Source organism: Streptomyces sp. NPDC023573, from assembly GCF_055559735.1.
Genome location: NZ_JBVHKB010000001.1, coordinates 922,995 through 936,151, shown reverse-complemented (window position 1 = coordinate 936,151; position 13,157 = coordinate 922,995). Strand labels below are relative to the sequence as shown.

Genomic DNA, 13,157 nt, shown 5'->3' with positions numbered 1-13,157 from the left:
GCGAAACCATGGGCTGGTGGCAGATCAACGCGGACACCCTGGCCGCCGGGCGCTTCGTCGTGTCGGAACTGGCCGAGACCACCGCGTCCCTCCAGTTCCTGGAGCGTGGAGCGGCCGCCAACCCGGCCGAACGCGCCTGGTCCGACACCCACCGGCCCGCCTACCGGGAGCGTCTCGCAGACGACCCGGTCACCGCGGAGCTCGTACGGACCGGGCTCGGCGGCCACTGGAACGCGGACTTCCTCACCCCCACACCCACCGGCGGGACCACGTTCGCCCAGGATCTGGACCGGGTGAGCGCGACCTCCCCGGAGCAGGCCCGTGCCGACCTGGAGGTGTCCAGGGGCGGTCCGCTCCCGGCCGCGCTCCACCGGGAGGACCTGCCGCGGAAGGCCGCCGCACTGCTGGAGTGGGTCTGGGAGCGGATCGTGCTCCCCGACTGGCCGCGCCGCCGCCGGATCGTCGAGGCGGACGTCGTGGCGCGTGCGGGACAGCTGAGCCAGGGCGGCTGGGCGGCCGCCCTGGACACCCTGAACCCCGGCATGCGCTGGCTGGGCGGCAGCCGTCTCCAGGTCAACCCGCGCGACTACCCGCCGCGTGAACTCGCCGGCGTACAGCTGGTGTTCGTCCCCGTCACGCCCCGCCAGGGCTGGGTCTCCTGGGACGCCGCCGCGCGACGGTACGCGGTCGTGTACGCCTGCTCGGGCACGCTCTCGGACGCGGACCGGCCCGCCGTCCCCGACAGCCTCGGCCGGCTGCTGGGGCCCGCGCGGGCCGGTGTCCTCGTGCTGCTCGACCGCCCCAGGAGCACCACGGAGCTGGTGGCGCTGACCGGGCAGGGGCTGGGATCGGTGGGCCGCCATCTGAAGGTACTGCTGGACGGTGGCCTGGCCGGGCGGCGCAGGTCGGGCCGCTCGGTGCTCTACTTCCGCACGGAGGCCGGCGAGGTGCTCCTGCGGGCCCAGGCGGGCTGAGGCGCGGCACGGGCAGGGGCGGGCCCGGCCGCGCGCTCAGTTCCCGGCAGGCGCGCGGCGCTCCGCCCGCTTCTGCCGCACGAGGCCGGTCACGACCAGCACCGCGGTGAGCGCGCCGGTCGCCAGCAGCTGGTCGCGGGTGTCGGGCTGGCGCAGCATCAGGACGAAGATGCCGGCCATGGCCACCAGCGCCACGATCGTCAGGCCGGGGAAGAGCCACATTCGGACGACGAGCCGGTCCGGGGCCTCGCGCTCGGTCCGCCTGCGCAGGATCAGCTGGGAGACGGCGATGAAGATCCAGACGACCAGGATCACGGCGCCGATCATGTTGAGGAGCCAGGGGAAGACGTCCTCGGGGCGCCAGTAGCTGAGCAGCACGCACAGGAAGCCGAAGACGGACGAGGCGAGCACGGCGTTGCGCGGGACGCCCGAGGAGATCCGGCCCAGCACCTTCGGGCCCTGGCCGCGGGCGACCAGGGAGCAGGCCATGCGCGAGGAGCCGTAGATGTTCGCGTTCATGGCGGAGAGCAGGGCGACCAGGATGACCACGTTCATGATCTCCGCGGCGCCGCTGATGCCGAGGTGGTCGAGCATCGCGTAGAAGGGGCCGACCTCGGCGACCGTGGGGTCGTCCCACGGCACGAGGGTCACGATGACCGCCATCGAACCGATGTAGAAGACCGCGATGCGCCACATCGCCGTACGCACCGCCTTGGCGACGCCCCGCACCGGGTTCTCGGACTCGGCGGCGGCGATGGTGACGGTCTCCAGGCCGCCGTACGCGAAGACGGAGGCGAGCAGGCCGATGATGAGGCCCTCCGAGCCGTGCGGCATGAAGCCGCCGTCCCCGGTGAGGTTCGAGGTGCCGGGGGAGTCCGTGCCGGGCAGCACGCCCAGGATCGCGAGGACGCCCAGCACGAGGAAGAGCGTGATCGCGATGACCTTGAGCGCGGCGAACCAGAACTCGAACTCGCCGAAGTTCTTCACGGCCGCGAGGTTCGTGCCGAGGAAGATCACCATGAACAGGGCGACCCAGGCCCACTCCGGCGTACCCGGCAGCCAGCCCGTGACGATCTGTGCCGCGCCGATGCCCTCCAGCCCGACGGCGACGCAGAGCAGCACCCAGAAGGACCAGCCGGCGGTGAAGCCCGCCCACGGCCCGATCGCCCGTTCCGCGTGGACGGAGAAGGAACCGGACGCGGGATTGGCCGCGGACATCTCGCCGAGCATCCGCATCACGAACATGACCAGCAGTCCGGAGATGCCGTACGCGATGACGATCGAGGGACCGGCCGCGGCGATGCCGGCGCCCGACCCGACGAAGAGCCCGGCCCCGATCACACCGCCCAGGGCGATCATCGACAGATGGCGCTGCTTGAGGCCGTGGGTGAGCGCGGAGTCGGCGATGGGGGCGGCGTCCGTGGGGGGCGGCGCGGAGGTCCGGGACATGGACAGGCTCTGTTCACTGGTCGGGACAGGGGACGGCCCACAGTCTGGCCACGAGCCCCGACCACGGGGAACCGTTGTCCGCTATACGGTCACCGGGCTCACACAAGGTGTGCACCCGCCTACACCTTCGTCCGCAGCTCCCGTACCCCCGCCACGAGCAGCACCAGGGCGGTGGCCCCCGCAGACCACAGCACCTGGGGGCGCGCCGCGTCATCGGTGAGCATCAGCAGCAGGACGGCCAGCAGGCCGGCCAGGGTCACCCACGTCAGATAGGGGAAGCACCACATCCGCAGCGTCAGGGCGCCCGGCGCCTCCCGTTCGAGCCGACGCCGCAGCCGCAGCTGCGAGGCGGCGATCAGGCCCCAGACGAACAGCAGGACCGCCCCGACGGAGTTGAGCATGTAGAGGAAGACGGTGTCGGGCCATTCGAGATTGAGCAGTACGGAGACGAAGCCGAAGGCCACCGACGCCAGCACCGCCCGGCGGGGCACCCCGCCGCCCTGCCCGCCGGACACCTTCAGCAGCCCGCGCGGCGCCTCGCCGCGCTCGGCCAGCGAGAAGATCATCCGGGACGAGCCGTACAGGTTGGCGTTGAGCGCCGAGAGCAGCGCGACGAACACCACGATGTTCATGACCTGTCCGGCCGACGGCACCCCGAGGGAGTCCAGGACCTTCACATACGGGCTGAGCCCCGCCTGCTGCGCGGTCCACGGCAGCACGGTCACGATCACCAGCATCGAACCGACGTAGAAGAAGAGGATGCGCACCACCGCACTGCGCACCGCACGCCCCACGGCGCGCGCCGGATCGTCGGTCTCGGCCGCCGCGATCGTCACGACCTCCAGGCCGCCGAAGGCGAACACCACCGTCAGTACGCCGGAGACCACGCCGTCCCAGCCGTTCGGCAGGAAACCGCCCTGGCCGGTGAGGTTGGCCAGGCCCACCGGGTCCGTGTCCGGGAGGACGCCGAGGACGGCCAGCAGGCCGAGGACCAGGAAGGCCACGATCGCGGCCACCTTCAGGGCGGCGAACCAGAACTCGAACTCACCGAAGTTCTTCACCGCCGTCAGATTGGCCACGGTGAACACCACCATGAACAGCAGCACCCAGAGCCACTGGTCCATCGCGGGCACCCAGGCGTGGGCGATCTGCGCGGCCGCCGTCGCCTCCACGGCGAGCACCACCACCAGCATGAACCAGTAGAGCCAGCCCACACTGAAGCCGGCCCAGCGGCCCAGCGCGCGCTCCGCGTGGACGGAGAAGGAACCCGACGCGGGCATCGCGGCCGACATCTCGCCGAGCATCCGCATCACCAGCATCGCCAGCGCGCCCGCGATCAGGTACGAGACGACGACGGCGGGCCCGGCGACGGCGATCCCGGCGCCCGAACCGACGAATAGACCGGCGCCGATCACCCCGCCCAGACCGAGCATCGTCAGATGCCGTTGCTTCAGACCGTGGGCCAGGGGCTCGGACCGTACGGGGGAGTGCGTGGGGGGCGCGTCGTGCATGAGCTGCGGATCACTCTCGGATCATTTATGGGGAACCTACAGTCTCACGGGCCAGCGCTCCTTCCTGAACGGAGTACCGGGCACACCCCCACCTCCGTGACCAGCATCACGCCGAGGGGTCATTGCGTCCCTCTCTTTGTGTGAACCCGACTAACTCCCCAACCGCCGCTTTGTGGGCGGCTGATGGTGATCCGGGGATGTGCCGTCGGCTAACGTCGCCTCCAGTCCTGCCTGCCCACCTCACCCGCGGAGTCCCGATGAGCACTGCTGCCGCCCCCGTCCGTTCCGGAGCGGTCCTCGCCGACCTGCTGCCCGCAGCCCGGCACCGCTACGCCGTGGACACGGCGCTGGTCGTCGGTGGCGCCGCCCTCACCGGCATCGCGGCCCAGATCGCCGTGCCCGTCCCCGGCTCCCCGGTCCCCGTCACCGGCCAGACCTTCGCCGCACTGCTCATCGGCACCGCGCTCGGCGCCCGCCGCGGCTTCCTCTCCCTCGCCCTGTACGCGGTCGTCGGCATGGCCGGCATGCCGTGGTTCTCCGAGGGCACCTCGGGACCGGGCGGAGCGTCCTTCGGCTACGTCCTCGGCATGCTGCTGGCCGCCACGGTCGTCGGCGGCCTGGCCCGCCGGGGCGGTGACCGGTCCGTCCTGCGCACCGCGGGCACGATGGCGGCCGGCTCCCTGGTCATCTACGCGGTCGGCGTGCCCTACCTGGCGCTCTCCACCGGCATGTCGATGAGCGCCGCGGTCGCGGCCGGCCTCGTGCCGTTCCTGATCGGCGACGCGCTCAAGGCCGCGCTGGCCATGGGCGCGCTGCCCGCCTCCTGGAAGCTCATCGGGCGCCGCGGCTGAGCCGAAAGGCCTGGTACGCACCACCGAAGAGGCTCGCCGGGTCGTATCGCGACACCAGACCGGCGAGCCTCTCGCGTGTCCGGGGTCCGTGCACACCCTCGTACGTCTCCGCGCGGTCCCCGCCGCCGAAGGCGAAGTTGAGCGCGCGGCCCAGGGCGTACGGCGCCGTCTCCTGGGCCACCCGCGCGTACAGGGCCCGTACCGCCTCCACGTCCGTACCGTCCAGCGGTGACAGCAGCCGAAGCAGGAAACCCGCGTCCCGGTGGGGCACCGCGCTGTCCTGGGCGGGCCGTGCGGCCAGGGCGCCGCCCAGGTGGTTGAGCTGGACCACCGTCATCATCGGGGCACCGGGCCCCGTCAGCTCCAGCACCCGCGCCGCGGCCCCGGCGTCCAGGTCACGGAGCATCAGGCCCTCACCGTGATAGGCGTGCGGGAACGGCGGATCGCTGTGGATGGTGTGGCTCTCCGTGTACGGCATCTCCCGCAGCGAGTCGGAGAGCGCCGGCCCGGCCGCCCGCAGCGGCGCCACCAGGGCCTCGCCGTCCGCCGCCGTGCCGGTGTACGCGACCCGCACCGAGACCACGTACCGCCCCCGCAGAGCTTCCGGAAGCTGCGGCACGTCGGGGTAGCGCAGCGCCGCCAGCGAGGAGGTGCAGGTCTCCGGCACGGTCCGCGTCCACTCCAGGTAGCGCCGCGGCACATCCGGGGCCGCGTCCCCGTCGAAGGCCAGCGAGCCGCCGTACAGCCGGTCCACCGCCACCAGGCCGATCTCCAGCCCCGTCACGACGCCCAGCCGGTGCCCGCCGCCCCGCAGTCCCCAGAAGAGGTCCGGCTCGGTGTCCGGGGTGACATGGCGCCCCACACCGTCGGCGGTCACCACGTCGAGCGAGCGGACATGGTCGGCGGCGTAGCCGAACTCCCGGGCGAGGATGCCCAGCCCGCCGCCCAGCGTGTACGAGACCGCGCCCACACCCGGCGAGGAGCCGTTCAGCGGGGCGAGCCCGTGCGGGGCGGCAGCGGCGACGACCGCGCCCCAGGTGGCGCCCGCCCCGATCCGCGCGGTGCGGCGCTCCGGATCGACCTCCACGCCGTCCATCCGGCGGGTACGGATCAGCATCCCGCCCCTGACCGGACCCGGCAGTCCGTGCCCGGTCGCGTGGACGGCGACGGGCAGGCCGCGGGCGGCGGCGTCGCGCACCGCGGCCAGCACACCGGCGGCGTCCGAAGCCTCCACCAGGAGATCGGGGCGGATGGGGCAGGCGGTCTGGAAACTCTCGATCGCGGGGGTCGCGGTCATGAGGAAGGCTCTCCGTTCGCTCGCGGGGATCGCGTGGCGAGGGAGAGCCTCCCGGGTATACCTGACATCCGCCGTCAGGTATGCGCGCCGATCACTCGACCGGCGCCGCCGCCTTCCGGCTGCGGGCGTCGCGCACCAGCGAGACGGCCACCACCAGCGCCGCGACCAGCAGCGAGAGCAGCACCTGCTCGCGCCCGGCGTCGTCGGTCAGCATGTAGACCAGGACGAAGGAGATCATTGCGATGGTCGCCCAGGTCAGATACGGGAAGAGCCACATCCGTACGACGAGCTTCTCGGGCGACTCGCGCAGGATGATGCCGCGCATCCGCAGCTGGGTGAAGCAGATCACCAGCCACACGAACAGGGCGACCGCACCGGAGGAGTTCAGCAGGAAGGCGAAGACCGTGTCGGGCCACTGGTAGTTGAAGAACACCGCGACGAAGCCGAACACCACGGACGACAGGATCGCCGCCTGCGGCACGCCCCGCTTGTTCACCCTGGCGAACGCCTTGGGCGCGTCCCCCCGCTGTCCCAGCGAGAAGGCCATGCGCGAGGCCGTGTAGAGGCCGGAGTTGAGGCAGGAGAGCACGGCCGTCAGCACGATGACGTCCATGACCTGGCCGGCGTGCGGTATGCCGATGACGTTGAGCGCGGCGACGTACGAACCGTCCTCGACGATCGAGGGGTCGTTCCACGGCAGCAGCGTGAGGACCACGAAGATCGAGCCCAGGTAGAAGATCGCGATACGCCAGATCACGCTGTTGGTGGCCTTGGAGACGGCGCGCCGCGGGTCCTCGGACTCACCGGCCGCCAGCGTCACGATCTCGCTGCCCATGAAGGAGAAGACGACCATCAGCACGCCCGTGAGGATGGCCCCCGGCCCTTCGGGGAAGAACCCGCCGGTGTCCGTGAGGTGGGCGAGACCCGAGCCCGCGTGGTCCGAGCCGGGCAGGATGCCGAAGACGGCGAGCAGGCCGACGACGACGAACGCGCCGATCGCCACGACCTTGATCCCGGCGAACCAGAACTCGAACTCGCCGTACGAGCCGACGGAGACCAGGTTGGTGGCCGTCAGCACCACCATGACGATCAGGGCCCACGCCCACTGCGGCACGCCGGGGACCCAGCTCTCCAGGATCTTGGCACCCGCCGTGGCCTCGACGGCGAGCACCACGACCCAGAAGAACCAGTACAGCCAGCCGATGGAGAAGCCGGCCCAGCGGCCCAGGGCCTGGTCGGCGTAGGCGGAGAAGGAACCCGAGCTCGGCCGGGCGACGGCCATCTCGCCGAGCATTCGCATGACGAAGACGACCATCAGGCCGACCAGCGCGTACGACAGGAGGATGGCCGGCCCCGCGGCGGCGATGCCCGCTCCGGAGCCGACGAAGAGGCCCGCTCCGATCACGCCGCCGATGGCGATCATCGAGAGGTGACGGTTCTTGAGGCCGGCCTGGAGCCCGTCCGGGGATCCTGGCTTACCCGGCTCGCCGGGCTGTTGGCCCGGTCCGGCCAGAGTCGTCTGCGACGTCATGGATCGAATCCTTACGTTTTCTGATCACGTGTGTCGGGTGCTGCCTTCGGCGGGGGTGATGCGAAGACGAGGCCACGCATTCAAGCCCGGCCGGCCCCGAAATCGGAACCCCCTAGTCCGTTTCCTTGACCCGATCGTTGCCCGTGTGGTTCTGCGCACAGCCCCGGCCCGAACCGGACCCGTCGAAAGCCCGGTGGGTCCCGACCCCGCTGACGATTACCCCGCCCCGTCCGTGCCACACTTCGCTCCATGCGCGTGTACCTCGGCTCCGACCATGCCGGCTTCGAACTGAAGAACCACCTCGTCGAGTGGCTCACGGCCCACGGCCACGAGGCCGTCGACTGCGGTCCTCACATCTACGACGCCCAGGACGACTACCCGCCGTTCTGCCTCCGTGCCGCCGAGCGGACGGCCGCGGACAAGGACAGCCTCGGGATCGTCATCGGCGGCTCCGGCAACGGCGAGCAGATCGCCGCGAACAAGGTCAAGGGCGTACGCGCCGCGCTCGCCTGGAGCGAGCAGACCGCCGCGCTCGGCCGTGAGCACAACGACGCCAACGTCGTGGCCATCGGCGGCCGGATGCACACGGTGGAGGAGTCCACCAAGTTCGTCGAGATCTTCCTGGCCACGCCGTACTCCGGCGAGGAGCGCCACACCCGTCGCATCGAGATGCTCTCGGCCTACGAGAACACCGGCGAGCTCCCCCCGATCCCGGCCCACCACCCGCAGCAGGGCTGACCGGCCCCACACCCGCTTTCCCTGTGCCGCCGGGTCCTCGCCCGGCGGCACAGGCGCGTCACCAGGAGAACACCGTGCCCGAGGGGCATACGATCCACCGCCTCGCCGCGGACCACCACGAGCGCTTCGCGGGCCGCCCGGTGCGCGTGAGCAGCCCGCAGGGCAAGTTCTCCGACAGCGCGGCCCTGCTGGACGGCCGGACCCTCACCGGCGTCGACGCGCACGGCAAGCACCTCTTCCTAGGCTTCGAGGGGCCGGTCTGGGTCCACGTCCACCTCGGCCTCTTCGGCAAGCTCGGCTTCGGGACGACTCCGGCCCCGCCGCCCACCGACACCGTCCGGATGCGCCTGCTCGACGACGATCATTACGCGGATCTGCGGGGCCCCACCACGTGCGCCCTGATCACGGACCCCGAGAAGCGCGCGATACACGACCGGCTGGGCCCGGACCCCCTGCGCGCCGACGAGGACGGCGAGCGTGCCTGGCAACGGATCTCCCGCAGCCGCGTCACGGTCGCCGCCCTGCTCATGGACCAGAAGGTCGTCGCCGGCGTCGGCAACGTCTACCGCGCGGAAGTCCTCTTCCGGCACGGAATCGACCCGTACCGCCCGGGGAAGGACCTCACACGGGGCGAGTGGGACGCGGTCTGGGCCGACCTCGGCGCCCTGATGCGCGAGGGCGTACGGAACAACCGCATCGACACCGTCCGCCCCGAGCACCTGCCGGAGGCCATGGGCAGGCCCCCGCGGGTCGACGACCACGGCGGCGAGGTGTACGTCTACCGGCGGGCCAGGCAGGCCTGTCACATCTGCGGGACCGGGATCCGCACGGCGGACCTGGCGGCCCGCAACCTCTTCTGGTGCCCGGCCTGCCAGCCGCCCATACCGGGCCGGTAGGCAGGCCGGAGACCGTACGGGCTCAGAATCCGTGCGGGCACCACGGCTGCACGTCCGAGGAGAACGCCAGGGCGGTCTCCGCCAGAGCGCCCGCCCGCAGCTCCCGCACCTGTCCGGCCGCCGCGAGCGTCGTCAGTGACACGCCGCCCAGATAGGCGGCACCCAACTGGTTGACGGAAAGGGCCAGTTCGGGCTCGTCGTCCGTCCGCCGGCAGGTGGCCGCGCCCTTGGCGTCGGCGGTCAGGCGCCAACGCCCCGCGTTCCACGGGCAGAAGGCGTCCTCCACCTCCAGCACCACGTCGGCGGGGGCCCGGTAGCGCCGGGCCTCCAGTGCCGCACCCAGCTCGACCAGCCGCACGTACAGACCGTCCCGCTGCCGCACCTCGCAGCGCCGGACGTCGGAGACCAGCCGGAGCACGGCGTCGTCCGCGGGCCGGTTGTGGCACTCGACGACGGTCATCAGGTCGATCCCGAAGAGGTAGCGCCACAACGCCGCGTAGGAGGCGGGGTCCAGCGCCGCCAGGTCACGCACCGCCACGGTGCCCCGAGGGCCGGCGTCGTCCCAGGCGGGCCGCAGATGGAAGGTCACGTACCCCGTGACCTCGCCGTCCCGCTCCGCGAGCACGCACTGCAGCGGGGAGCCGCCGCCCCGGCCGCTCTCCGGGTCGTTGACGGGCACCCGCTCCCAGCCGGGCCGGCGCAGCGGAGTGCCGGGACGGCCCGCCGCCAGCTGCGCGTACACCGCCTCGCAGGCGTCGAGAGCCTGCGCCGGTGACGACCGGCGCACCCGCACCCCGTCCGTACCCGGGGGAAGCGTCAGGGAGGCCCGGGAGGTGTCGATCCGCAGTTTCGTCTCGGTCGTGGCCGCGCTGTAGCCGAACCGGCCGTAGATGCCGGGCTCCGACGCCAGCAGCACCGCGAGCGGCTCGCCCCACGAGCGGACGTCGTCCAGCTGGCGCCGCATCATGGCCGTCAGCAGCCCCTGCCTGCGGTGGGTCGAGGAGACGCTCACCGCCGTGACCCCGGCGGTCGGCACCGCGGCCCCGCCGGGCACGGTCAGCCGGAAGCTGTACGAACCGGCCGTGCCCACGCAGTCCGCGCCGTCCCAGTGGGCGAGCGCGCGCTGGGGCTCGGCGAGGGCGGCGTACATCTCGCGGCTCTCGGGGGAGAAGGCAACCCCTCCGAAAGCCAAGTCGAGACAGCCGAACCAGGCATCCGATTCCCCTGGCGACAACACCCTCAGTTCCGTAGTCATGACCCCTGCTTACCAGGGCGGCGAGGCCTGAGCGAACCAGTTTCGAACACATTGTCACCGGGTCCCCCTGCACCGGAGGCCGTCGGGTGGATAAGGTCCCGGCAATGGCCCGTCGCAGAGGAGCAGACACCTACCCCGCCCGGTGGCGAAGATCAGCGCACCGGGCGCGCATCGCGCTGCGCAGGTCCGGAGTCGACTACTTCCGCGGGGACGGCTCCGACTGGATAGCCCTGGCCGGTCTGCTGATCATCATCCCGGTGATCACCTGCGTCACGCTGATCAACCCGGTCTGGTGCTCACCGACCGCCCTGGCCCTGCCGATCGTCGCGGGCGGTCTGCTGCTTCGGCCGGCCAGCCTGCTGAGTCTCTACGCGACCGCCGCCGCGGCCCTGATCGTGGAGTCCGTCGCCCTCGGCCCCTACGCGGAAGGGCCCGCCCGGGTCACTCCGGGCACCGTCCTGACCGTCGCGGCCTGCGGCTTCTTCGGGCTCGTCCTCGCCCAGTTCCGGGCCAGGGTCGGGGTGCCGTGGCGGCGCGGCGGCACGATGCTCTTCGACCTGCGCGAACGGATCAGGGTCCAGAGCGCCCTGCCGCGGCTCCCCGACGGCTGGCACCGCGAGATGGCACTCCGCCCGGCGGGCGGCCAGTCCTTCTCCGGTGACTTCGTCGTCGCCGCCCGTACCAACGGCGGCCGCACCCTGGAGGTCGTGCTGACCGATGTCTCCGGCAAGGGTATGGACGCGGGTTCCCGCGCCCTGCTGCTCTCGGGAGCCTTCGGCGGCCTCCTCGGCTCCCTGCCGCCGCACGGTTTCCTCCCCGCCGCCAACGGCTATCTGCTGCGCCAGGACTGGGACGAGGGCTTCGCCACCTCCATCCATCTCGTCCTGGACCTGGACTCCGGCGACTACGAACTCCTCTCGGCCGGTCACCCCCCGGCGCTGCAGCTGCACGCGGGCAGCGGCCGGTGGGAGGAGATGGCCGCCGAGGGACCACTGCTCGGGGTGTACGACGGTGCGCAGTTCGACGCGGTGAAGGGCTCGCTGGCGCCCGGGGACGTCCTGATGCTCTTCACGGACGGCCTGGTGGAGGCGTCCGACCGGGACATCGCCGAGGGCATCGACCGGCTGACCGGCGAGGCCGACCGCTACGTCGCCACGGGCTTCGAGGGCGCGGCCTGGCACCTGATCGAGGCCTGCGCGAAGGACGTCAACGACGACCGCGCGCTCCTCCTGCTGTCTCGCCGGGGCTGAATCCGGCCGAACCGGTCGAAACCGTACAGGTGTCAAGTTGAAGCGTCCGCCGTCACTCGAACGTGAAGTCCTCCCGGGTGCGGGGGCGTGGCCCCGCGCACCCGGGCGTCCGCACGTCAGACCGGTACCGCCTCTTTCTCGGCCTCCTGGTCCCGCGCACGTCCTCCGGGAAGGATCCGGGCGAGCCAGTGCGAACGGCCGGCCGCCAGGGGCGACAGGACCGCGAGAAGGAGCACGTATCCGGCGATGAAGGGGGAGAGCCGTTCGTCCAGGCCCGCGCCCGCCGCCATCGTGGCGAGGATCAGCGCGAACTCACCCCGCGCCAGCAGGGTGGTGGAGATGTTCGCCGTGGCCTTCGGGCCGAAGGCGTAGATCTTCGCCGTCGCCATCCCCGCGAAGACGTTCATCGCCACGGTCACGGCGACGGCGGCCAGGACCGGCCACACCACGCTCGGCAGATCGCCGGGGTTGATGGACAGCCCGAAGGCGAAGAAGAAGATCGCTCCGAACGCGTCGCGCAGCGGGTGCACCAGCTTCAGGATGCGGGGGCCCGAGGTGGTGCTGCCCAGCATCAGGCCGACCATGAACGCGCCGATCGCGTCGGCCACCCCGAACCACTCGGAGATCCCGGCGACGAAGACGGCGACACCGAGGAAGGAGATGACGAGGAGTTCGTCGTCCCTCGTGTTCATCAGCTTGCCGATGAGCTTCGTGCCGAACCGGGCCACCAGCGCGAGCAGCAGCAGGAAACCGAACGCCTTGCCGCCGTCGAGCACCGCCGCGCCGAGACTGTCGGCGCCGGACAGGATCGGCTGAAGTGCGGCCAGGTAGAGGGCGAGGAAGACGTCCTCGACGACGATGATGCCGAGGATCGGCCGCGTCTCCGGACTGCCGATCCGTCCGAGGTCCACCAGGACCTTCGTGACGATGGCCGAGGAGGAGATGCCGAGCACGCCCGCGAGGACCAGCGCCTCCGAGGTGCCCCAGCCCAGCGCGAAGCCGAAACCGAGTCCCGCGCCGACGTTCAGGGCGAGATAGGTGCCGCCGGCGAGCGCCATCTTGCGCCCGCCCTTCTTCAGGTCGTCCAGGTGGAATTCGAGGCCTAGGTAGAAGAGCAGCAGCACGAGACCGAGCGCGGAGAGCATCTCCAGGTCGTGCGGGTCGTCGAGAAGGACGACCCCGGGGGTGTGCGGGCCGAGGAGGATCCCGGCGAGGATGAACAGGGGGATGGTCGGCAGTCCGATGCGGCCGCCGACGCGGGCGAGGACGGCGGCGGCGAGGAACGCGCCCCCCATGGCGATGAGCGTGTCTGCGTGTCCGATGAGCCCGTCTCCTTCGTTCGGTCAAGAGTGCGTCAAGGAATCGTCAGTAATTAGTTTACCGAACGATTTGGAGTGCCTCGAAG

Annotated in this window: 11 protein-coding genes; 5 read left to right on the top strand and 6 right to left on the bottom strand. The window is 71.5% G+C overall.

Going from position 1 to position 13,157, the window contains the following annotated elements; genetic code table 11:
* Positions 1-8: 8 nt before the first annotated feature.
* Positions 9-974: an ArsR/SmtB family transcription factor gene (locus tag ACZ32T_RS04240; RefSeq protein WP_467262695.1), complete on the top strand. Its 966-nt coding sequence runs from the start codon at positions 9-11 to the stop codon at positions 972-974.
* Between the two features lie 36 nt (positions 975-1,010).
* Here ACZ32T_RS04240 and ACZ32T_RS04235 read toward each other — a convergent pair whose 3' ends face one another.
* Positions 1,011-2,423: an amino acid permease gene (locus tag ACZ32T_RS04235; RefSeq protein ID WP_467365230.1), complete on the bottom strand. Its 1,413-nt coding sequence runs from the start codon at positions 2,421-2,423 to the stop codon at positions 1,011-1,013.
* Positions 2,424-2,542: 119 nt separating this feature from the next.
* Entirely contained in the window at positions 2,543-3,934 is a 1,392-nt protein-coding gene (locus ACZ32T_RS04230) for an amino acid permease (protein ID WP_467262692.1), read from the bottom strand.
* A gap of 257 nt (positions 3,935-4,191) precedes the next feature.
* Here ACZ32T_RS04230 and ACZ32T_RS04225 point away from each other — a divergent pair, with 257 nt between their 5' ends.
* Complete coding sequence (locus tag ACZ32T_RS04225; RefSeq protein WP_467262691.1) at positions 4,192-4,785, top strand: biotin transporter BioY; 594 nt, start codon at positions 4,192-4,194, stop codon at positions 4,783-4,785.
* Here the strand turns inward: ACZ32T_RS04225 and ACZ32T_RS04220 are convergent.
* Together ACZ32T_RS04220 and ACZ32T_RS04215 are read right to left on the bottom strand one after the other, a co-directional pair.
* Positions 4,766-6,082 carry an FAD-binding oxidoreductase gene (locus ACZ32T_RS04220; RefSeq protein WP_467365228.1) on the bottom strand — a complete coding sequence of 439 codons (1,317 nt, stop codon included), beginning with the start codon at positions 6,080-6,082 and terminating at the stop codon, positions 4,766-4,768. The two genes, ACZ32T_RS04225 and ACZ32T_RS04220, sit on opposite strands and share 20 nt — an antisense overlap.
* 91 nt (positions 6,083-6,173) lie before the next feature.
* On the bottom strand, positions 6,174-7,613 hold the full coding sequence (locus ACZ32T_RS04215) for an amino acid permease (RefSeq protein ID WP_467262688.1): 1,440 nt from the start codon (positions 7,611-7,613) through the stop codon (positions 6,174-6,176).
* Positions 7,614-7,862: 249 nt separating this feature from the next.
* On the opposite strand from ACZ32T_RS04215, the gene ACZ32T_RS04210 reads away from it, so the two are divergent.
* Both ACZ32T_RS04210 and ACZ32T_RS04205 read left to right on the top strand, forming a co-directional pair.
* On the top strand, positions 7,863-8,351 hold the full coding sequence (locus ACZ32T_RS04210) for a ribose-5-phosphate isomerase (RefSeq protein WP_356715551.1): 489 nt from the start codon (positions 7,863-7,865) through the stop codon (positions 8,349-8,351).
* Positions 8,352-8,425: 74 nt separating this feature from the next.
* Complete coding sequence (locus ACZ32T_RS04205; RefSeq protein WP_467365226.1) at positions 8,426-9,247, top strand: Fpg/Nei family DNA glycosylase; 822 nt, start codon at positions 8,426-8,428, stop codon at positions 9,245-9,247.
* Positions 9,248-9,269: 22 nt separating this feature from the next.
* Here ACZ32T_RS04205 and ACZ32T_RS04200 read toward each other — a convergent pair whose 3' ends face one another.
* Entirely contained in the window at positions 9,270-10,502 is a 1,233-nt protein-coding gene (locus tag ACZ32T_RS04200) for a GNAT family N-acetyltransferase (RefSeq protein ID WP_467365225.1), read from the bottom strand.
* Between the two features lie 104 nt (positions 10,503-10,606).
* On the opposite strand from ACZ32T_RS04200, the gene ACZ32T_RS04195 reads away from it, so the two are divergent.
* The gene (locus ACZ32T_RS04195) at positions 10,607-11,752 is read left to right on the top strand and encodes a SpoIIE family protein phosphatase (RefSeq protein ID WP_467262683.1); all 1,146 of its coding nucleotides are present in this window, start codon (positions 10,607-10,609) and stop codon (positions 11,750-11,752) included.
* A 116-nt stretch (positions 11,753-11,868) separates the two neighbouring features.
* On the opposite strand, the gene ACZ32T_RS04190 is transcribed toward ACZ32T_RS04195, so the two are convergent.
* Entirely contained in the window at positions 11,869-13,047 is a 1,179-nt protein-coding gene (locus ACZ32T_RS04190; protein WP_467262682.1) for a cation:proton antiporter, read from the bottom strand.
* Between the last annotated feature and the right edge of the window lie 110 nt (positions 13,048-13,157).